Here is a 22,112-nt window from a genome sequence, read left to right as displayed (position 1 = left end):
TTTTAATAGTTATAAAATAGTCTTTAAGAGGTATTTATGAGAGACGAAAATAATATAAACTTTTTAAGTTCTAATGAAAATTATTTATATGATAAGGGTGAAAATGAGCTTAGGCCTAAAGTTTTTGAAGATTTTAAAGGTCAGGTTAATGTTAAAGAAACTCTTAGTATTTTTATAAAAGCTTCTAAAGAGAGAGATGAAGCTTTAGATCATGTTTTTTTAAGTGGCCCACCAGGTCTTGGAAAAACTACTCTTGCAAGTATTATTGCCTTTGAGATGAATGCTTCTATTAAGATTACTTCAGCTCCAGCTTTTGACAGGCCCAAAGATATTATTGGAATTTTGACAGGTCTTGATGAGAAGAGTGTTTTATTTATTGATGAAATACATAGACTTAGGCCAATAATAGAAGAAATGCTTTGTATTGCTATGGAGGATTATGAGCTAGATTGGGTAATCGGGCAAGGAGCCAATGCAAGAACTGTTCGAATGCCACTTCCAAAATTCACATTGATTGGAGCTACTACTAAGCCTGGAAGAGTAACATCTCCACTTTATGCGAGATTTGGAATTACTGCAAGATTTGAACTTTACAGTGAAATAGAGCTTGTTGAGATAATAAAAAGAAATTCTCTTATTTTAAATATTGAAATAGAAGAGGATGCTGCTTTTCTTCTTGCAAGAAGTTCAAGAGGAACTCCCCGTATAGCAAATAGACTTTTAAGACGAATAAGAGATATTGCTCAAGTAACTGGAAGTTTGATTATTACAAGTGACATTGTTGCAATTGGGCTTGAAATGCTTAGAATTGATGGGGAAGGTCTTGATGAGCAAGATAGAAATATTTTAAGAAGTTTGATATTGAAATTTAATGGGGGGCCTGTAGGTGTTGATACTTTAGCTATTTCTGTAGGGGAAACAGCAGATTCTCTTGAAGACTTTTATGAGCCTTATTTAATTATGAAAGGATTTATTAATAGAACTCACAGAGGTCGTAAAGCTACTGAGTTTGCGTATCTTCACTTAAACTTAGAGATGAAAGAGGATAGTCTTAGTGAAGACCAAAGAGTTTCATTTTAATTTATCTAATTCTTTAATAGCACAATATCCAAGTGAAAAAAGGGGATCTTCAAGGTTAATGGTACTAGATCCTCAATTGCAAAAAATTTACCATGAACATTCTGTAAATAATATTTTTAAATATATAAATAGCGATATTTTTATTGTTTTTAACGATTCAAAAGTTAGAAAATCAAGAATATATGCAGAATCAGAGATGGGTAGTAATGTTGAATTTTTAATTTTAGATAGAATTGGCACTAATTTGTTTACTGCGCTAGTTTCTAAATCTAAAAAGCAAATTGTTGGTAATCTTTACAAATTTCCTGAAGGGTTAATGGGTGAAATTCTATCAAAAAATAGTAGTGAGATTGTTTTAAAATTTAACAAGGATGTTGGTGAAGATTATTTTGAAAAGCATGGTTTTATTCCTTTACCCCCTTACATTAAAAGAGATTATGATAAGATAGATGAAGATCGATATCAAACTATTTATTCTAAATACGTTGGATCTGCGGCTTCTGCAACTGCAGGATTACATTTTAGTAAAGATTTGTTTTCTGCTTTTGAAAAGAACAATATTGAATATGATTTTATTACTCTTCATGTAGGGCTTGGGACTTTTCTTCCTGTAAGATCTAAAAAAGTGGAAGAACATAATATGCATTTTGAAACTTTTTTAATGAAAGATTGTGTGTCTGAGAGATTGCAGAATGCGAAGCTTCTTGGTAAAAAAATTTTGTCAATTGGCACTACAACCTTGAGGACTTTAGAATCATCTTATGACAATACCCTTAAGAAATTTAAAACGGGTCCGCAAAGTACGAATCTTTTTATTTATCCTAGCAAGAACTATTGTTTTAAGTTTGTTGACATGCTTTTTACAAATTTTCACACTCCCCAATCTACTCTGTTGATGCTTGTCTCTTCATTTGCAGGCAAAGATTTTGTGTTTAGTTCTTATGAAGAAGCTATAAATAAAGGTTATAAATTTTTTTCTTATGGGGATGCTATGTTAGTTTTAAATCATATATAGATATTAGTTGTGAATTATTTTAATATTTAATTTATGATAAAGGCTTAATTTAATTAATTAGGAGGAAAATGTATGAACACTTCTCTTTTTAATCAGGAAAGGCAAAAGTATATTCCCAAATTGCCAAGTATTTTAAAAAAAGATTTTAGGAATATTGGTTTAGTTTATGGAGAAAAGACCGAAGCAATTCAAGATAGACAGGCTTTAAAGGAATTTTTTAAGAATACCTATGGACTGCCAATTGTAAGTTTTACTGAAGGTGAGTCTAGTTTATCTTTTTCAAAAGCTTTAAATATTGGAATTATTCTTTCTGGAGGACCTGCTCCTGGGGGGCATAATGTTATATCTGGTGTTTTTGATGCAATAAAAAAATTTAATGTAAATTCAAAGCTTTTTGGATTCAAGGGAGGTCCTTTAGGTCTTTTAGAGAATGACAAAATTGAACTTACTGAGAGTTTAATAAATTCTTACAGAAATACTGGGGGTTTTGATATTGTATCTTCTGGAAGAACAAAAATAGAAACGGAAGAGCATTACAAAAAAGCTTTATTTGTTGCCAAAGAAAATAATCTTAATGCAATTATTATTATTGGCGGTGATGATTCGAATACCAATGCTGCTATTCTTGCAGAGTATTTCAAAAAGAAGGGAGAGAATATTCGAGTTATTGGAGTTCCAAAGACAATTGATGCTGATCTTAGAAATGATCATATTGAAATTTCATTTGGTTTTGATTCTGCTACAAAAATTTATTCTGAGATGATAGGTAATTTATGTAGAGATGCTATGTCTACTAAAAAATATTGGCATTTTGTCAAACTTATGGGTAGGAGTGCGTCTCATGTTGCTTTGGAATGCGCTTTAAAAACCCATCCAAATATTTGTATTGTGTCTGAAGAGGTTTTAGCTAAAAAGAAAACTTTGTCTGAGATTGTCGATGAAATGGTGTCTGTTATTTTAAAGAGATCTTTAAATGGAGATAATTTTGGAGTAGTTATAGTTCCTGAAGGTTTAATTGAGTTTATTCCAGAAGTTAAGTCTTTAATGATTGAATTATGTGATATTTTTGATAAAAATGAAGGTGAGTTTAAGGCGCTTGATATTGAAAAAATGAAAGAAATTTTTGTTGCCAAGCTTAGTGATTATATGAGGGGAGTTTATCTGTCTTTGCCTTTGTTTATTCAATTTGAACTTGTAAAATCAATCTTAGAAAGAGATCCTCATGGGAATTTTAATGTTTCAAGAGTTCCTACTGAAAAATTGTTTATTGAAATGGTTCAATCAAGATTAAATGACATGAAAAAAAGGGGAGAATATAAGGTAAGCTTTATCCCAATAGATCATTTCTTTGGCTATGAAGGCAGAAGCGCTTTTCCTTCTAATTTTGACAGTGATTATTGTTATAGTTTAGGGTATAATGCTGTTGTTCTTATTTTAAATGGTCTAACAGGCTATATGTCTTGTATAAAAAATCTAAATTTAAATCCAACAGATTGGATTGCAGGAGGAGTGCCTTTAACGATGTTGATGAACATGGAAGAGAGGTATGGAGAGCAAAAGCCTGTTATAAAAAAAGCTCTAGTTAATTTAGAGGGAAAACCATTTAAAGAGTTTGTTAAAAATCGTGATAAGTGGGCTTTGAATAATTTGTATTTATATCCAGGCCCTGTGCAGTATTTTGGTTCTTCTGAGATTGTTGATGATCTAGCTGAGACTTTAAAATTAGAATTATTGAAGTAGTAAATTTATGCTTATTGGAAGCTTATTGCTGCTTTTTAGTGTTTTAAATGTTTATTCAAATTCAATTGATTATTTCAATTTGAATTTGAATAACTTAAAGTTAAGTGATGCTAAAAGTTTGCCATTGCAAGATAAATCAACTTCCGATGACAATTTTGTTTCTAATGAAAAAAATAAACTTGTTGATGATAAGGATGATTCTTTTCTTTATAAAAATATTCAAGAGAATAAGGCTTTAAATCTTGAAAATGATCTTGAGTCAAAATCAGCAAAAGATTTATTTAGGTTTTCGGCTATTAGTATTGGATCTTTTCCAATAGTTTTATTTTTGAGCTTGTTTTTTTTTGATGTAGGATACTATTTTTATAGCGGAATGGATGAAAATTATGTGCCGTATCCTTTTTCAAATGGTCCTAGTTTTTCAAAAGATGAAATTTATAAAAAATTTATTATTTCAGCTTCCGTTGGGGCTATACTTGCATTAACTATTGCTTTGATTGACTATTTCCTTCAGTGATAATATGGCAAGGCTTAAAAAAGAATTTATCGTTAAAGAAAATGCTTTAAGATTGGATCTTTATCTATCATACAATTTGGAAGTTTTTACTAGAAGTCAGATTAAAAGAAGAAATGTAGAAGCGTTCAAAAAGAGCAATGGAAAATTTTTTAATATAAAATTATCTAAGCCTGTTTTTAAGGATGATGAAATATTGATTGAATTTGACGAAGAGAGTAGTAGTCAAATTGATTGCCTTAGACCCAATAATATTCCTATTGTTATAATTTATGAAGATTCTAACATTATTGTTTTGAATAAACCACAAGGAATTTTAAGTCATCCTGGAATATCGCATTGGGATGATACTGTTGTAAATTTCCTTTTATATCATATAAAAAGATTAGAAATTAATTTTGATGAAGAAAAAATTAGACCCGGAATTGTTCACAGATTAGACAAAGATACTTCTGGTGTGATAATTTGTGCAAAAAATATTAGCACTTTGAGGTTTTTAGCCCAGCAGTTTAAAGACAAAAGGGCAAATAAAGTTTACATTGCAATTGTTAAAGGAAATTTTAATAGTGTTTTTGGAAGTATTGAATCTTTTATCGATAGAGATAAGCACAGTAGGAAAAGATTTGGTGTTTCTAAAGATACAGGTAAAAAAGCATTAACAGAATATAGATTGTTACTCAATTTTGGGGGATATTCTCTTTTAGCTTTAAAGCCCAAAACTGGTCGTACGCATCAATTGAGAGTTCATATGAAATATCTTAACTTCCCCATATTGGGAGATGGGGTTTATGGAAGAGTGGACAGTAGTTTTAAAGAAATCACTTTAATGCTTCATTCTTATAAGCTTGAAATTGATGTTGGAAAAAATTCTTTTGAGAAATTTATTTCTGAATTTCCGCAAAGATTTGTTAATTTTTTGTTGAATTTTTACAAGAGCGATGAGTTGAAGTTGATTATTGATAATTTAGTTCTTTTTTTAAGAGATTTTTAATTTGAAATTTCTTGTTTTAATGAGACCGCATCAGTTATTTTTTTGCCTCCAGTTATTTCATTAGTGTTAATAACAGTAATGAAACAGTTTGGATCAACTTTTTGTGATATATACTTAATTCTTGACAAACGCATTATTGGAACTACTATAAATACGATAGTTTTTTCTGTTCCTGCCCATGCTCCTTTCCCGTTTATTAACGTAGCAGCTAATTTTAACTTGTTTGTAAGAAGATAAGCAATTTCTTTTCCTTTATCTGAAATTATTAATATAGCTTTTTGATTGCCAAATCCAGTGCTTGTTTTGTCTGTCATAATAGATGTTACAAATGATGCTATTAGTGTATAAAGTGCGATTTCAATATTAAAGAAAAAGGTTGCAAGAATTAATACTGCTAGATTAACTATGAAATTTGTTGTTCCAATACTAATTGAATATTTTTCTTTAATGATCATTGCAATTATGTCTGATCCTCCTGAAGATCCTTTTCCCCTAAATACAAGTCCAAGTCCAAGTCCAGAAATAAGTCCAGCTAGTATTGATACAAGCATCATATCATTAAGATGTATTTTATTTTGTAAAAATTGGGAGTAGTTTATAATAATAGAATATAATCCCATTGCAATCCAACTTTGAATGATGAATGTTATATTTAAAAATTTTATTCCAATAAGAAATAATGGGATGTTTAATGCAAATATTGTCCATCCTAAATTAAAACTTAACAGGTAATGCAACATTAATGAAATGCCTCCAATCCCCCCACTAAGAAGTCCATGAGGAATGTACAAAACATTTGTAGAAATTGCCATTAGTGCAGAGCCTAAAGTTATTTGCATTGTGCTGTCAAATATTAATTTAGGGTTTTTAGTTATAGTTTTTAATTTTTTAGTTAATATTATGAATAATAGTTTGAGTTTTTTTTTAATTCTACGACAACTTATCTTTTTTTTCTTTTTCATCTTAACGCTAGAGTTGCTTTAAAGCTAAAGCTACAAGTTAATAAACAATTTATTTGAATTCTATATTAATTTTGCAAAAAAAACAATTTTATTCCCTTTTTTTATTTTTTTTGATATCATGTTCATGAAAACTATGGCTATGAATTATGCAAAATTTATGTTATTAATAGCTCTGCTTTTTTTTTATATTTGGTTTTTTATTATTCTTAGAATGAGAAGAATTAATCTGTTTTTGTTAGAGAAAATCAAAAATGGAGCAAAGATTTTGGATATTCGATCTTCTAAAGAATATAGTAAGTCCCATTATTTGAAATCAATTAATATTCCTTTTAATAATTTATTTGCTAAAAAAGATAAATTGGGCGATTTAGATTCAGAAATAATTGTTTATGGCAAAAGTTTTAATAAGTCTTACGAGGCGAAAAAAGTTTTAAAAAGTATGGGATTTAAGAATGTGTTTGTAGCTGGCACCTTGAAAGACATACCACAAATGGAAGAAAAAAAGAAGTTAGTTGATGGCTAAGATTATTGGGATATCTGGTGGTTCTGGAAGTGGAAAGACTACAGTTGTAAGCAAGATTAGTGAGTTTATTCCAGAATTTGTCCTTATTTCTCAAGATAATTACTATAGGAGCGTTGGTGATTATGAACATGAATTTTCTAAGGTAAATTTTGATCATCCAGATGCTTTTGATAATAATTTGTTTTATGAACATTTGAAAAATTTAAAAAACAATAGTCCAATAGATATGCCTCTTTATGACTTTATTAATCATAAAAGACAACTTAAAACGGTTTTGGTTGTTCCAACTCCTGTTGTTATTGTTGAAGGTATTATGATTTATGTTGAAGAGAGAGTAAGAAATTTAATAGATCTTAAAATATATATTGACACTCCAAATGATATTAGATTTATTAGGCGTTTAAGGAGAGATATTTCTAAAAGAGGGCGTACTTTAGAGTCTGTGATTGATCAGTATTTAAGCACTACTAGATGGGGGTATTACAGATTTATTGAGCCTACGAAAGAATATGCTGATCTTATTATTCCTGAAGGGGGTCACAATGATAAAGCGCTTTATGTACTTTCAACGTTTCTTAAGTCTTTAAGTAAAGAAGGCTTAGATTTTACCTAAATTAATGAAATTGGATAATAATCTATTTCAATATAAACAGTATTTGTTATTTTTATTTTTTCTCTTGTTTTGCTAACTAGCTTTTCAAGTAAGCTGTAGGATTTTGACAAGTATATTATATTGTATCTGTAATTTTTAGATATTTTCTTCATAATGGCTTCTGATGGGCCTAGGTGCTCAATTCCTTCTTGCAAAAATTCTTTAGATTTTTCAAAAAATTCCCAACATTTTTGTTTAGCAGATTCTTCATTTTTGCTTCTAAATATTATTCTAATAATTTTGTTAAACGGAGGATAGTTTAATTTTTGTCGTATATCTAGTTCTTGTTCGTAAAATTGTTCGCATTGGTTCTTGTAAGCATATTTTATAGCATAATAATTAGGATTTTTTGTTTGTATGATAATCGTGTTGTCATCTTTGAATCTTGCTGCTCTTCCCATAATCTGTGAGAGTATTGTAAAAATTCTTTCGCTGCTTCTAAAATCAGGCAATCCTATTCCAATGTCTGCGTTGATTATGCCTAGTGTTTTAATATTTTCAAAATTGAATCCTTTTGCAATGATTTGTGTTCCGATAAGTATATCTATTTCTTTGTTCTCAAACTTATTTATTGAGTCTATATTTTCTATTTTTGTAATATCGGAATCTATTCTTACAATTTTTGCATTTGGCAAAAATTTTTTTAATTCTTTTTCAACAAGTTGAATTCCATAGGTTTTGTATTTAATGTCTTTTGATTTACATTGAGGGCAATGGTTTGCTGTTTTTGTTTGATAATTACAATAGTGGCATAAAAGTTTATTTTCCTTTTTATGGTAAATAAGGCTAAATGAGCAATTTGGGCAATAAATTGTATGACCACATTCGTTGCATTCGAGATTTTTTAGATACCCTCTTTTATTAATGAAAATTAAAGATTGTCTTTTTTCGTTTAGACTTTTTTGAATACTGTATAATAGCTCTGATGAAATTGTGCTAGGTTCTTTTTTCATGTTTATTATTTTTATATCTTCTATTTTGCTTTGAGAGAATTTGTTTTGCATTATGATTTTTTTTATTTGGTTATGTTTCATTGCATAGTATGCTTCAAGAGAGGGGGTTGCACTTCCCATTATAAATTTAGCATTAAATTTTTTTTGTAAAAAAAATGATATGTGTCTTGAGTGAAATCTTGGAATATTCTCAGATTTGTATGTAGTTTCGTGTTCTTCGTCCATAATTATTAGTTTTAGGTTGGTAAAAGGTAGCATGAGCACACTTTTAATGCCAATAACAACTAGACTTTCTCCATTTTTGACTTTATTCCATATTAAATTTTTATTAGAATTTAAAACCTTAGAGTTGTATTCATAAATTTTATCTTCCATATTTAATGCATATTTTATTCTTTTTATTATTTGATATCCTAATGATATTTCAGGAATTAAGAAAAGCACTTGTTTTTCTAGTGTTAAGTAGTATTCACACAATTTGATAAATATTTCAGTTTTTCCAGATCCAGGTATTCCAAAAAGGTAAAAAACATTAGTTTTGTCTGACTCAATAATTTCTTTGTAAATATTTTGTTGTTCGATGTTTAGCTGAAGGCGCTTTTCATGATATGAATGGGGGTACTCATTTATTGAAAGTGGTGTTTGATTTTTTTTAGATTTTGAATTTTTGGGTAATCCAAAGAATAAAGTTTCTCCAAATCCTGAAAATGTTTTTTTACTAATCCAATGTGCTAAATTAATATTATGTTCTGTTATTATTTTAGTTTTATCTATTATTTTAATAATTTTTTTTATTTTGAATTCAAATTTTTCCTTGAATTCGTTTTCAAAATATTTTTTAATAATTATTCCAATTTTATTAGAGCCATTAAAATTAACCATTACCCTTATTCCAATTTCTAGATTCAAGTTAAACTTGTAAAAAAAAAGTTTATTTAAAGGAATGTTTATTGCAATTTCATAGTAATAAGTTGAATAATAATGTTCATCCATATTTTATTATGCCCTTTATTATTTTTAAATCTTGCCATATTTCTTTTTTTAACTCTGGATTTTTTATTTGATTTTCGGGAAGGTATGTAAAAACTAATGGAATGCCTTTAAATCTTAGCTCTATTCCTCTTACAATTTGAATTCTTAGCGGTTGATTTAAGAAAAAATCTATTTCTTCGCAAGATAAAATTGCCTTAGGGGGTTTGTTTCCAATTTCCAAGTTAAGTGATTCAATAGTATCTATTATTTTATAATTGTGTATGTTTATGCCTTTGCACCATTTTGTTATAATATCTCTTGAGGGGTCGTTGAGGTAATTTTTGTTTACATATATTATGATATAATTGTTGATACTTTTTTCTTGTAAGTTATTATTTGATAATATGTTAGTTAAAATTTTGTTGTTTAAAGGTACTTCTGTAGGTGCTGCGTTATTTTCGTTTTTTTGATAAATTTTAGTATTTTTAACTTCTTCTATTTTTTGTTTAATCTGATTATCTATTTCTTCAAAATTTTCTGTAAGTTTGCCTTCGATGTTATTTTTCAATATTTTAAGTAAAAAAAGTTTTTTAGTTAAAATATTGTTATTCATAGTAAACCTTGTCTAAAAATAAAGCATTTGCAGGCGCAGTTGTTCTTGTAAGGTTTCTATTTTTTGATTTTAGTATTGTTTCAAAAGTAGAAATCGGTTCGTTTTTTATTTCAATATCCAGTATTGTGCCTATTATTGATCTTACCATTGTCCATAAAAAAGAAGATCCTATTATTTCAAAGATAATATATTTTCCTCTTTTTTTAAATTTGGCAAAATATATATGTCTAAATTTGGATTTACTTTTATCTTTTATGCATGAAAATGTGGTAAAATCATGGCTTCCAATTAATATTTTAGCCATTTGGTTTAAATTGCTTATGTTTAGTTTTTTATTTACATGGTGAGCTTGATAGCCTTCCCAAGGATAGTAGTTATCGCTGTTTAATATATGGTAACTGTATTTTCTTTTTTGAGCGTTAAAACGTGGATGAAATGAATTTTTAACATATTTGAGCTTTAGTATTTTTATACTGTCTTTTAATAATATTGCATTTAAAGCTTTTTTTAGATTGTTTAGTTGAATATTGATGTCCATATTAAAAGTTATTACATGTCTTTTTGCATGAACCCCTTTATCTGTTCTTCCGGATGAATGAATCTTTACTTTTTTTTTATTGACTTTCATTAGGGCTTTTTCAATTTCTCCTTGAATTGTAGGCTTTGCTGGTTGTATTTGAAATCCATGGTATTTAGACCCTTCATAAGCGATTTCAGCTAATATTTTTTTCATTTATTTAAGATTTTTCATTTCCTTTGATATTTTAAAGTAGACTTCTTTGATTTTATCTAAAAGGATTGAAGGTTTTTCTTTTGAAAATTTTCCCATTCCTGCTATCTTAGAAAGAGTAGTTTTTATATCATTTAATTGTTTATATCTGTATTCTTTATTGTCTTTATTTCCATAAAAGTATTCTAAAAGGCCTGATAAGTAAAGAACACTGTCATATCCATAATTTTTATCTGTATCTGGGCCAAATATGGTTGCTGCGCTAACAGGTTCTGAATTGTCTTTGTCTTTTTCAATGACTAGTTTATAAAGATATGCAGCTTTGTGATAAAATATTTTTTGAAGGTAATTATAATTTTTGCCCGGGTCTTCTTTTTCAAGGTCTTCAAATGTCCAAGCGGCTCTTATTGCTGATTTTGCTTGATTTAAGGTGGGGCTATAATTCTTTTCAAGATGCTCATAACATAGCATAGCAAGAATATAGCTTGCAGCTCCTTCTTTTAATGTTCTAGGCTTGCTGAAATTGATAGTCTCGTCAAAAATAGAATTTATTTTTTTTCTTTCAGATTTTTTATTTTTCAGTATTTCTTTTTTGCTTTTAGGGATTGAATTAAATTCACTTGGGAATGTTGCAAAGTAGCATTTTGGACATACTGTTACAGAATATATTCTAGGATAAATGTTGCCATATTTGTCGTTTTTTATATATTCCCTTTTTAGATCAATTTTTAACTCTCCAGCTATTAGTCTGCTACTTCCAGTTAAAAATTCTTCTTTTTGAAATTTAAAAGAGCATATAGGGCATTCAATTTTTTCTTTTGTAAAATATGATATTTTTTTCATGAATTAATTTTCTACTATTACAAATGCAATAGCGTACTCCTTTTCATGGGATATTGTTAGGTATAGCTTTAAATTCATTTTTATTGCAAATTTTTCAATTTCATTGTGCAAACAAAACCTTGCATTTCCTTTTAAAGATTTTATTACTTCAATATCTTTAAGACTATAATTTATTTTATATTGCAAAAGTGGACTTAATGCTTTGATTAAAGATTCTTTAGCTGCAAATTTTCCAGCTAAACTTTCTATAATACTACCTCCTTTTAATTTAAAATTTTCAATTTCTTTATGTGTAAAGAACCTCTCCATTTTTTTTTGATTTTCTAAAAAATTTTTAAATCTTTCTACTTTTATTATATCACATCCTATTGACTTCATGGTTTGATCTCTGAGTTTTCAATTATTTCTAGTTTTATTTTTTTGGGTTCATAATCATATATTTCTGTTTCATTAATATTTCCTTTAAGAATTATATTTGCAGGAATGCTGTAAATTCCCGGGGTTTTTATATCTGACAAATCAAAAGCCAGGCTTATATTTTGATTGTTTATATGAGTTTTAATTTGTTTTTCAGAAAGCCTTGTTTTTATTTTTACAAACATTTTGTTTTCTGAGTTTATTATTTTCTCTTTATCTTTAATTTCAAGACCATTTTTTAGATTATTAAAAATAAGATTGGGAGCTTTTATTGTTGTGTTTGAATATTTTTTGTTTAAATAAATATTTATTACCACATGACTTTTTCCCAACACAACTAGGGGATTTGGAGGAACTACTTCAAGATAATCTGATACAAATAAGGTTCTTGTATCAAATTCTTTTACTTTGGTTTGAATAGTGTTTATTTTTTTGAGTTCTTGTTCAGACCCAGATACCAATAAATTTTCAGGCAATATATTATATTTTGCAATAAAATATTCCCCCTTACCATCTTTTTCTATAAGTTTAAACTTGGGTTCTATTTTAACTAATTTGGAGATTTTGTTATCAAGATTTAGCAATACATTCGTTTTTGAAAGTTTATATTCTGCAATGTTTATTGAGTTAAAATTTTTTATTTTTATTGGTAGCTTGTATTTCCCAGGAATCTTTATTTTTGATGCTTCAATAAATAATATTATTTTATTAAGATCGAGGTATTTTAAATCATCTTTGTTGACTTTTATTGTAATCTTGACTTTGCTAAAGTCTGGCATTTTTTCAAGAGCTATTTGATCATTTAAGATGATGTTGAATTCTTTTTCAGTTGTTATTGATTCTATTTTATTTAAATGAAATGCTACAAACATTAGAATAGCTATTAAAATAGAAATAGCTTTATTTTGCCAATCATCAAATAATAACTTTGTTATATTTATTATTTTTTTGCTTATTTTCATTACTTTACTCTATTAGCTCGAGATTTAGCTTTTTTCTAATTTCGCTTAAGCTTAAATTGTATTCCAATTTGGCATTGATTGTAATAGAAATAGATCCAGTTTCTTCGGAGGTTATTATTGTTATTGCATCCGAATTTTCAGAAATCCCAAGTCCTGCTCTATGCCTTGTTCCAAATGCTTTGCTAATAGAATCAACATTAGATAATGGCAAAAATGAGCCTGCATATTTTAATTTATTTTTACTAATTATTACGGCTCCATCGTGAAGGGGAGTTTCGCGTTCAAATAGTGATATCAGTAGTTCACTAGATATTAGTGCATCAATTTTAGTTCCTTTGTTTATTATTTGTTCCAGCTGTATTTTTTTTTCTATACATATTAGGCTGCCAGATTTGTTTTCAGATAGGTGTTTAACTGCTTTTAGAATTTCAGAAATAACTTTTAAGGTTTCTTCTTTTTTATTTGAAAGCTTAAAAGCTAAATTGAAATTTCCAATTTGCATTATTATTTTTTTTATTTCTTGATTAAAAAGTATGACTATTGCTATTGGTAGTATATTGGCTACATAATTTAATACCCAGCTAATTGTATAGAGATTTAAATAATATGAAATAATTCCTACAGAGATGATAATTAATATTCCTTTTAATAGATTTGTAGAATAAGAATTGATTACGTTTTTATATATGTAATATACTAAGATACTAATTAAGCTTAGATCTAAAATTCTTGAAAAAGTATCTTTTATTTGATTTAAGTCATTTATGTCTATCATAAATTTTTTTACTCAATGTTAAAACACTGTACTTATTAACCTATATTAGTATAATATAAAATATATAAATAAGCACAGTTTGTTAAATGCAGTTTATAATTAAATTGTTTTTGAATTTATGAATGAAAGAGAAAATATTGTAGCTTTAATATTTGATTTTGACAATACTCTTATTTATGGCAATATGCAACAAGTGCTTTTTGATGAGTATTGTGTTGATTCTTGTTCATTTTGGAGAGAAGTTGAAGGTTTAGAGTATGTTTATAGACAAAATGGTTATAATATAATTTCTAATGAAATGATATATTTATCCCATTTTTTAACCTATGTAAAAGAAGGATTTTTTAAAAGTCTTGATAATAAAGCATTATTTAATTTAGGTGCTAGGTTAAGATTTTTTGAAGGGGTTATTGGTTTATTTGATGAAATATCTGAAATAAATAAGAAGTTGGAAAATGATAATTCTCAAGTCAAGATTTATATTGTTTCAAGTGGTTTTAGACAAATGATTTTGGGGAGCAAAGTTGCGCCTTATGTGAGCAAAGTGTGGGCATGTGAGTTTATAGACTCTTATTTGATGCCTTTTTATGAACTTAGAGATGATAAATTTTCTAAAAATAAGGTTTTAAGCAGTGTTTGCTATTTTGTAGATCATACAATAAAAACCAGGGTTATTTTTGAAATCAATAAAGGCTCTTATGAAAAGATTAACGAGAGAGTGCCAAAGAGTAAAAGACAAATTCCTTTTAAAAATATATTCTACATTGCTGATGGATTTAGTGATATTCCTGCATTTGAAATCTTAAATAATATTTTGAATCATTGTAGGAATACTTTGACAGTGTATCATGGAAATGATAAGAATGCAAAAAAATTGTTTTATGATAATAGAGTGGGAGATTTTGCTGAAGCTAATTATAGCAAGGGCACTAAATTGTATAATTGGATAATGGAGAAAATTTGCTTGAACGTGTAATTTCTGTATTACTTTTGTTTAGTTGATAAAAGCAGTAAAAAAATAGAAAGGGGAAATATGTTTAAAGATTTAAATACAAATCAAGGGTTAAGGCCTTGGAGAGTAGAATCTGTTTTTTATTGTATTGTTATAGTTTTAATATTTATTGGGGCTTTTAAAATAGCAGAAGCTGTATTTAAACCTTTGGCTATTTCCATAGTGTTAGGATTTTTAGTTTATCCTGTCTATACTTTTTTGGCAAGATTTAAAGTTCCAAAATTTTTAATAGTTTTTATTATATTTTTTTTATTATTTTCTTTTTCTTATTTAGTTTTTAGCTTCGTTTATTACAGCGTTACTGTTTTAATGAAACAATTGCCCTATTATCAAAATCAATTAGCATTTATTATGAAAGATGCTCTTAGTCGCTATAAAATTGATAGTTCTGTTATTAATGATATGAATTTTTCTGGTTACATTTATTCGTTTTTAACAAGAGCTTCTAATGAGATTATTGGATTTACAAGTAGTTTAGTGGTAGTCTTTTTATTGTTGTATTTTTTGCTTTCAGAAATACATGTTTTTGGAATGAAGCTTGATAAAGCTTTTAAAAAACCAGTATCTACTAGATTTATTGGGGCTTTAGATACGATTAATAATCAAATTGGCAAATATTTAGGTATAAAAATTCTTGTAAGCTGCTTAACAGGTATTTTAGTGTTTATTGGATTAACTTTATTTGGCCAAGACTTCCCTCTTGTTTGGGCAGTTCTTACCTTTGTTTTCAATTTTATTCCCAGCATTGGATCTATATTAGCTGTGTTTTTTATTGTAATAACATCTTTAATTCAATTTTATCCAAATTTAAATATAGTGCTTTATATTTTTATATATAATACCTCTGTTCAAATGTTAATTGGAAATATTCTTGAGCCCAAGATGCAAGGAAAAAGACTTGATATTTCGCCATTTTTGCTATTATGTTTTTTATTTTTTTGGGGATGGCTTTGGGGCATTGTGGGTCTTCTAATAGCTTATCCTTTTACCGTAATTGTAAAGGTAATAGTAGACAATGTAATCTGGTTAAAGTCTTTTTCTGTATTTTTTGGGGGGGGATCTGAGATTTTAAGTGATATTAGTCCTGTTTCAGGCAAAAGTAAGGAGATTTGATTTTGGAAAGAAAGGTTATGCTTACAGGAGACAGACCTACTGGTGCTCTTCATTTGGGGCATTATGTGGGATCTGTAGTAAATCGGTTGAAATTTCAAGAAGAGTATGAAACATATTTTATTATAGCGGATTTGCACACTCTTACCACAAAGCCTGATTTAAAAAGCATTAGTACAATACCTTCTAATGTTAGAGAAATGGTTTTGGATTATCTTGCTTGTGGAATTGATCCCAATAAGGTTAATATATATTTGCAATCAGCTATACCTGAGCTTTTTGAGCTTCATTTAATATTTTCAATGATTGTTACTGTTGCGCGGTTACAAAGGATTCCAAGTATAAAGGACATGAGCATTGCAGCTGGGCTTAAAGAGATTCCTTATGGTCTTTTAGGATACCCTGTTCTTATGAGTGCAGATATTTTAATGGCAAAAGCAAATTTAGTGCCCGTTGGGCGTGATAATGAATCTCATATTGAATTTGCAAGAGAACTTGCAAGAAGATTTAATTATTTGTACAAAAGTAATTTTTTCCCAATACCTGAATCTGTTTTCACAGATTCTTGCCCTTTAGTGGGTATTTACGGTAAAAATAAAATGAGTAAGAGTCTTAATAATGCAATTTTTTTAAACGATGATGAAAATTTGTTAGAAAAAAAAATTATGTCTATGTATACAGATCCAAATAGAATAAGGTCGGATATTCCCGGTAATGTTGATGGTAATCCCGTTTTTATTTATCATAGTATTTTTAATAGTAATCACGAAGAAGTTGAAGATCTTAAAAGTAGGTATAAGGAAGGTAAAGTGGGTGATGTTGAAGTTAAGAGAAAATTGTTTTTAGCTTTGAATAGCTTCTTAAAGCCAATTAGAGATAAAAGAAGTTTTTATGAAGCCAAAAAAAAAGATTACATTGATGAAATTATTTTTGATGGTACGAGCAAGGCAAGGTTTATTGCAAATAAAGTAGTAAAAGATGTTAAGGATTTAATAGGACTTTCAAAGACTTGGAATGGAATAAAATATAGTGTTGAAAAAATAAAAAATTATTAATTTTTTATTTTTTATGCCTGGCCCATATATTACTAATTAACTTATTATTTAATCAAACAATATTAATTTTATAGTAGATTTGCTTTTTTTATTAAGTTTTTATTAAATTCTAGTAGCTTGAACAAAATGTTTTTTTTCGAATAAATAACTTCGCTGAGCACTCTTGTTACTGGTTCTGTTTTTGAGATTCTCATCCATAATGTTGCAACAATTTCTTTATCAGTTTTTAACAATACCTTTAGTCCCCCTGAGGAATCTCCCGTTCTAATCTTAGATTGTCTTTTACCTTCATAGTTAATAATTTCATAATCAATTATTGATAATTCTTTAAATAACTTATTGCTTTTTATCTCTTTAATTAATAAATTTTCATAATTACTTTTTAAAATTTCTTGATTTTCTATTTTAAGATTTTCTAAGTTCGCTTTTTTGGATGATACTACTACATTGCTATAAAAATTTGTTGTATTTAAAATATCTTTTAAGTCGTAATTTTCTTTATAGTAATTTTTAGACAATTTGCACCATATTTGGTAAAGTTCTTTCATTTTTAATAATTTTACGATACTAAGTAGAGTAGTAATTGGGTCTCTTACCCTTGAAGGGTGTATTATGCAACCTCCATTTGATCCTTCCCCCGAAATTTTTACAATCAATCCCTGGACTCTTAAGTCATCTGCCATTTCTGTTAGATTGGCCTCTCCAACTTCTACCCTATAAACTTTGGCGTTGAAAAAATTTGCAATTTTTTCAATATTTAGAGATGTTGCATCATTGGTTACTATGGCTACGTTATTTCTTATTCCTGTATAATAAAGATAGCTAAGCTCTGAAATTACTACAAGTGCAAATATTTTTTGAGCCTCAATGATATTCGCAGTGTTTGTGACTTTGTCTATAAACACTAGATTGCCCCTATCTCCATCACAATCTGGTACATATCCTAGTTCAAAAGAATTGTCTTGTATATATTTCTTTTGTAGCAGATTTTTACATTCATTTAAAGATTTTCCTTCAGGAATAATATTATGCTTAAAAATACCTATTTTGTCATTATATAATTCCATTTTCAATCCCAAAGATTCTATCAATTCTTTATCTATTGAATTGATTCTAGAGCTTCCATTCATTTCTGCTATTATTCCAATTGGATTTTTTAGTATTCTTTTTTTCAGAATTTCGATATTTTTATTGTTAATATCGTTTTCATATGCTATTTCATGTATTAATGATTTATATACGTCGTAAGATTGTTTTTTATTTTTTATTTCTAATGTTATTGTTTTGTTATAATCCTCTAAATGGCATTTATCTTCATCAAATTTGTTTAGAGTATTAATTAAGTGATTTATTAACTTTTCATTTTGACTATTATTTTTAATTTGTTTTATTATTTCATGAGCTTTTGAAGAATTTAGCACGCCACCATCGTTTAATCCTATTTTTATTCCATTGTATCCTGTTGGGTTGTGACTTGCAGAGATGTAAATAAAGCCCTTTAAATCTTTGCTATTTTTTGTACAAGCTAAAATTTCAGTTATTGGCAGTATGCCAAAAAATTTAATCTTTTCTTTATTTGTTATTAGTGTTTTCATTGTTATTTCTGCAATAATGTTGCCAGTTGGTCTTGAGTCTAATCCTAATCCAATATATGGTTTGGATTCATTTTTAAAATAATTTGATATTGTAAAGATTATTAATGCTATTAGTACTTTATCTTCATTGTCTATTTCATTTTCTATTGAATCTTTATTTTTTGATTTTGCAAAAATTTTTCTAAATCCCGAAGGAGAAAATATCATCTCGTCAAAAGCTTTTTTAAAACTTTTCATGTTAAGTGAATATTGTTTAAGCATGTAAATTTCTTCTCATTGATATTCTAGCCATATTATTGCTATAATAATCAATCAACAATATAGGTACTTATATTATTATACTTAAAAATTTATTTTTTTGCCTATATTGATAAGTTTTATCTTAAGGATTTTAGTTTTAACCAATGAATATTCAAGTTGATAAAATTTTTTCTGAAATGATACTCAAAAAACTTAATTCTGGTGAGATAGGAATTAATAATTTTGAAACTATTAAATATTTCCCTTGTGATAATCATGAAAATATTTTTAATATTTCAGATAAAATTAAGAGTTTTAAGTTTAATAAAGGTATGGTTGAAGATAATTTAAAAAAATATTTTTATGATTATTATAAGTTTTTGCGTTTAGAAGAAGGTAATTTTTATATTTTTTCTTCTTGTGATCTTGAAAATTTAGGACTAGCTCTTTTTCCATATCTTTCTTTTGGAATCTTAAATGGGGGTTCTGCAACAAGTTATTTTGATTTAGCTAAAAATAGAGGGTTAAGTGAAGATTTATATGTGCTATATGAATCTAAAATACTTGAATTTAAGGAAAAATTTGGAAAACTTCCAAAGGGTATAACCCCAGCTTATATTAATAAAGATGGCAGCTTTGGATTTTCATTTTTGGCTTTGAAAATCAGACACCTTTTAATGGTTGCCAAAATATACGAATCTTTGTATGGTAAAAGGATTAAGCCTTCAATGTTTCAAATGACTAGTTGCAAAACCAATGAATTAATTTCAAAATTTTTGGATGATTTATTTGTAGATGATTTAATTAAAAGTGTAAATTTTTGTAATTTTAAAAAAGAAGATATTTTTACGGCTGTCCAACCCTTAGTTTATTGTTATGAAAAACTGAATGGCTCTAATTATCAATATTTTACTTTCAAGGATAATAAAAATAATAATTCTATTTTAGCTTTGCCTGCTGGTCATGGTCAAAATTTTAAAATTTTAAAAGATATTTATTTACAGCTTTACGAATCTGGGAAAAGATTTGTATACATTGGCAATGTTGATAATATGGGCTTTACAATTAATTTTAAGGCTCTTGCTGTAATGGCCTTAACTAATTGTTCTTCTGGATTTGAATTTAGTTTTAAAAGCAAGACAGATTTTAAGGGGGGAGTATTAGCAGTAAATGGTGAAAATCGTTTAACTTGTGTTGATATTGGTGGGGGGATTTCTTCTGAGAGAATAGAAGAGTTTGAGAATAAAGGCAATCCCCTATTATTTAATTGTGCTACTGGGCTTTTTAATTTAGAGTATTTGATAAAAAATATTGATCAAATAATAGAAAAAATGCCCATTAGAATTATTGAGCAAAATAAAGAAATTGGCAAATATGTTTCGGTTGAGCAAATAACTTGGGAAGTGTTAAGATTAATGAAAAATCCATTAATCTTAACGGTTGACAGAAGTAAAAGATTTCTTCCTGCAAAGTTATTTATTGACATGTTACTTAATAGCAGTTGCCTTGAAGATAGATGTGAGCATAATTATAGGAAGAAAATCGATGATTTTGAGGCTACTAAAGGTTTATATAATTGTTCTCTTTCTGCTTTATTATTAAAAGATTATGGCTTGCTGTGTGGGCTTTATAGATGGACTTTTTAAAAGCTTTATCTTTTATATTTTTTTATTTTTGTTTAGATTTATTTGCAGCAGAATCTTTGCCAGAAATAGATTATGAATATTTTAATAAAGATAAATCAGATCTTGTAGATTTAATGAACTTTTTAGGTGAATTCGATTTTCAAACTATTTTAAAGGATAGAAACTTATTTATTGGGATTAGAAATTTAGCGGATTTTAAGAATGCTCAAGCGTTCAATGTCGATGATATTAATAGGATAAGAAAGATTAATCCAATTGGTATAATTTTGTTTAGGGAAAATTTAAAAGATGCTCAACAGACAAGAGAATTAATTAGAGCAATAAAAAATCATGTTGGATATGATATTTTTATTGCTATTGATGAAGAGGGTGGAATAGTTAGTAGAGCTAGTGAAAATAAAAAAATGGGAGTTTATAATTTTCCACCTATGGAGTATGTGGGTGGTGTTAAAGATTTGCATCTTATTTATAAAATTGGCGAAGTTCTTGCTAAGCAATTGCGGAGACTTGGTATTAATTTAAATATGGCTCCAGTTGCTGATATAAAATTTGCACCACACACGCCTTTGCTAAATAGAACATTTGGAGAATATTCTGCTTATAATATTGGACTTATGGTAGAGGCTTTTATTGATGGCATGCAAAGTCATGGAGTATTTTCAGCAATCAAACATTTTCCCGGATTAGGGGGAACAACTATAGATACACATAAATATTTGGCGTTTTTGCCTTATAGTAAAAGCTTTTTAATGTTAAATAATTTTGTGCCGTTTGTTTTTGGCAGAGCTTCTAAATTTATTATGATTGGTCATGTGAATGTTCCTAAAATTTCTAAAGATATAACGAGTATGTCTAAAGCCATTGTTAATATTATAAGGGAAAATTTAAATATTACTAGTATTATGATAACAGATTCTTATGATATGGGCGCAATTACAACAAGTTTTCCTAATGTTGAAAATGCTATTAAAAAGTCTTTAAATTCAGGTATGAATATAGTACTTATTCCTTAATGAAATCATTATTTAACGATTGGTTTTTAATCTGCGTGTTTTTATGATATAAGTATAGAGATTCCTAGATCTAAAAGAATAAATTCTTTAAAAGAAGTTGATAGTTTGCAGTAAATGCTATAGTTATTGGGTATAAAATCAATTTCAAATTTAAAGGTAATTAGGGGGAAGATTGGATAGAGAAATGCATTAGTTGTTTTTCCTGTAAATATAGTAGTTCTTAAAGTTAAATTTACTTGGGTTCCAATTAAGAATTTTATATTAATTGTATCAGCTAAAATTGAATATTTAGCAATGTAAATAGTGAAAGCTAAGTTGAAATAAGCATTTGAAATAAAATCTTTATTTATTGGAATGGTAAAAAAATTTATAGGACTGAACTGCATTTCAATCCATTCATTATAAGATGTTGATATTCCAATAAAGGCAATGTATTTATAGTTTTCATTATAAAAGATGGGATTTATGTAGTTATGATAAGTTATACCTATTTTTATTTTTTTTTTTATTAAACTCTCTTTAGGGAATTCCCAGCGATTAGTAATGAATTTATTTTGAAAACAAAATAAATTCATGCTACATATCAATAAATAAAAAAAGGTCGATAATATTATATTCATATTTTAATTTTAATTAATTTAATAAGAATATAATATACTGATAGTTTATTTTTTTCAAATATTTTGTATACTATTAAAT

General features: G+C 27.6%; 22 protein-coding genes. 12 read left to right on the top strand and 10 right to left on the bottom strand.

Going from position 1 to position 22,112, the window contains the following annotated elements; translation table 11 throughout:
- Nucleotides 1-36 precede the first annotated feature (36 nt).
- From ruvB to DB723_RS00090, 5 genes are all read left to right on the top strand, one after another.
- Nucleotides 37-1,080 carry a Holliday junction branch migration DNA helicase RuvB gene (gene ruvB / locus DB723_RS00110; protein WP_151551216.1) on the top strand — a complete coding sequence of 348 codons (1,044 nt, stop codon included), beginning with the start codon at nt 37-39 and terminating at the stop codon, nt 1,078-1,080.
- Complete coding sequence (queA, locus tag DB723_RS00105; protein ID WP_151551214.1) at nt 1,055-2,095, top strand: tRNA preQ1(34) S-adenosylmethionine ribosyltransferase-isomerase QueA; 1,041 nt, start codon at nt 1,055-1,057, stop codon at nt 2,093-2,095. The genes ruvB and queA overlap by 26 nt, the downstream gene beginning before the upstream one ends.
- A 72-nt stretch (nt 2,096-2,167) precedes the next feature.
- Nucleotides 2,168-3,835, top strand: coding sequence for a diphosphate--fructose-6-phosphate 1-phosphotransferase (locus tag DB723_RS00100; RefSeq protein ID WP_151551212.1), 1,668 nt, complete (start codon nt 2,168-2,170; stop codon nt 3,833-3,835).
- Between the two features lie 7 nt (nt 3,836-3,842).
- Complete coding sequence (locus DB723_RS00095; RefSeq protein WP_151551210.1) at nt 3,843-4,352, top strand: hypothetical protein; 510 nt, start codon at nt 3,843-3,845, stop codon at nt 4,350-4,352.
- Between the two features lie 4 nt (nt 4,353-4,356).
- Entirely contained in the window at nt 4,357-5,340 is a 984-nt protein-coding gene (locus DB723_RS00090) for an RluA family pseudouridine synthase (RefSeq protein ID WP_151551209.1), read from the top strand.
- Here DB723_RS00090 and DB723_RS00085 read toward each other — a convergent pair.
- A complete protein-coding gene (locus tag DB723_RS00085) occupies nt 5,337-6,302 on the bottom strand; it encodes a YitT family protein (protein ID WP_151551207.1) in 966 nt (321 codons plus the stop codon). The genes DB723_RS00090 and DB723_RS00085 overlap by 4 nt on opposite strands.
- Before the next feature lie 139 nt (nt 6,303-6,441).
- Between DB723_RS00085 and DB723_RS00080 the strand changes: the two genes are divergently transcribed.
- Nucleotides 6,442-6,825 (top strand): rhodanese-like domain-containing protein, encoded by a 384-nt coding sequence (locus tag DB723_RS00080; RefSeq protein WP_151552881.1) that lies wholly within the window; start codon nt 6,442-6,444, stop codon nt 6,823-6,825.
- On the top strand, nt 6,818-7,438 hold the full coding sequence (udk, locus tag DB723_RS00075) for a uridine kinase (protein ID WP_151551206.1): 621 nt from the start codon (nt 6,818-6,820) through the stop codon (nt 7,436-7,438). The genes DB723_RS00080 and udk overlap by 8 nt, the downstream gene beginning before the upstream one ends.
- On the opposite strand, the gene priA is transcribed toward udk, so the two are convergent.
- The 7 genes from priA to cdaA are packed head-to-tail and all read right to left on the bottom strand — an operon-like array spanning nt 7,435 to nt 13,742.
- Complete coding sequence (gene priA / locus DB723_RS00070; protein WP_151551204.1) at nt 7,435-9,423, bottom strand: replication restart helicase PriA; 1,989 nt, start codon at nt 9,421-9,423, stop codon at nt 7,435-7,437. The genes udk and priA overlap by 4 nt on opposite strands.
- A complete protein-coding gene (locus DB723_RS00065) occupies nt 9,416-10,015 on the bottom strand; it encodes a uracil-DNA glycosylase family protein (protein ID WP_151551203.1) in 600 nt (199 codons plus the stop codon). The genes priA and DB723_RS00065 overlap by 8 nt, the downstream gene beginning before the upstream one ends.
- Entirely contained in the window at nt 10,008-10,748 is a 741-nt protein-coding gene (truA, locus tag DB723_RS00060) for a tRNA pseudouridine(38-40) synthase TruA (RefSeq protein WP_151551201.1), read from the bottom strand. Before truA ends, DB723_RS00065 begins: the two co-directional genes overlap by 8 nt.
- Nucleotides 10,749-11,588, bottom strand: a complete 840-nt coding sequence (locus DB723_RS00055; protein WP_151551200.1) for a DUF2225 domain-containing protein — start codon at nt 11,586-11,588, stop codon at nt 10,749-10,751. It abuts the gene before it with no gap.
- Nucleotides 11,589-11,591: 3 nt separating this feature from the next.
- Nucleotides 11,592-11,966, bottom strand: a complete 375-nt coding sequence (gene acpS / locus DB723_RS00050; RefSeq protein ID WP_151551199.1) for a holo-ACP synthase — start codon at nt 11,964-11,966, stop codon at nt 11,592-11,594.
- Complete coding sequence (locus tag DB723_RS00045) at nt 11,963-12,967, bottom strand: YbbR-like domain-containing protein (protein ID WP_151551198.1); 1,005 nt, start codon at nt 12,965-12,967, stop codon at nt 11,963-11,965. Before DB723_RS00045 ends, acpS begins: the two co-directional genes overlap by 4 nt.
- Before the next feature lie 4 nt (nt 12,968-12,971).
- Nucleotides 12,972-13,742 (bottom strand): diadenylate cyclase CdaA, encoded by a 771-nt coding sequence (gene cdaA, locus DB723_RS00040; protein WP_151551197.1) that lies wholly within the window; start codon nt 13,740-13,742, stop codon nt 12,972-12,974.
- 118 nt (nt 13,743-13,860) lie between these two features.
- Here cdaA and DB723_RS00035 point away from each other — a divergent pair, with 118 nt between their 5' ends.
- From DB723_RS00035 to trpS, 3 genes are read left to right on the top strand one after another with little or no spacing between them, the layout of a single operon-like run.
- Nucleotides 13,861-14,718, top strand: a complete 858-nt coding sequence (locus tag DB723_RS00035; RefSeq protein WP_151551195.1) for an HAD family hydrolase — start codon at nt 13,861-13,863, stop codon at nt 14,716-14,718.
- A 57-nt stretch (nt 14,719-14,775) separates the two neighbouring features.
- Entirely contained in the window at nt 14,776-15,867 is a 1,092-nt protein-coding gene (locus tag DB723_RS00030; protein WP_151551194.1) for an AI-2E family transporter, read from the top strand.
- Nucleotides 15,868-15,869: 2 nt separating this feature from the next.
- A complete protein-coding gene (gene trpS / locus DB723_RS00025; RefSeq protein WP_151551193.1) occupies nt 15,870-16,919 on the top strand; it encodes a tryptophan--tRNA ligase in 1,050 nt (349 codons plus the stop codon).
- A gap of 68 nt (nt 16,920-16,987) precedes the next feature.
- Here trpS and DB723_RS00020 read toward each other — a convergent pair whose 3' ends face one another.
- Nucleotides 16,988-18,775, bottom strand: coding sequence for a phosphoglucomutase (locus tag DB723_RS00020; protein WP_188093249.1), 1,788 nt, complete (start codon nt 18,773-18,775; stop codon nt 16,988-16,990).
- Nucleotides 18,776-18,918: 143 nt separating this feature from the next.
- Between DB723_RS00020 and DB723_RS00015 the strand changes: the two genes are divergently transcribed.
- Together DB723_RS00015 and DB723_RS00010 are read left to right on the top strand one after the other, a co-directional pair.
- Complete coding sequence (locus DB723_RS00015) at nt 18,919-20,400, top strand: UTP--glucose-1-phosphate uridylyltransferase (protein WP_151551191.1); 1,482 nt, start codon at nt 18,919-18,921, stop codon at nt 20,398-20,400.
- Nucleotides 20,388-21,413, top strand: coding sequence for a glycoside hydrolase family 3 N-terminal domain-containing protein (locus tag DB723_RS00010; protein ID WP_151551190.1), 1,026 nt, complete (start codon nt 20,388-20,390; stop codon nt 21,411-21,413). Before DB723_RS00015 ends, DB723_RS00010 begins: the two co-directional genes overlap by 13 nt.
- Before the next feature lie 41 nt (nt 21,414-21,454).
- Here DB723_RS00010 and DB723_RS00005 read toward each other — a convergent pair whose 3' ends face one another.
- Nucleotides 21,455-22,033, bottom strand: a complete 579-nt coding sequence (locus tag DB723_RS00005; RefSeq protein WP_151551188.1) for a hypothetical protein — start codon at nt 22,031-22,033, stop codon at nt 21,455-21,457.
- Between the last annotated feature and the right edge of the window lie 79 nt (nt 22,034-22,112).

It is taken from the genome of Borrelia maritima (genome assembly GCF_008931845.1).
Classification (GTDB): domain Bacteria; phylum Spirochaetota; class Spirochaetia; order Borreliales; family Borreliaceae; genus Borreliella; species Borreliella maritima.
This window is presented reverse-complemented; position numbering and strand designations above follow the sequence as displayed.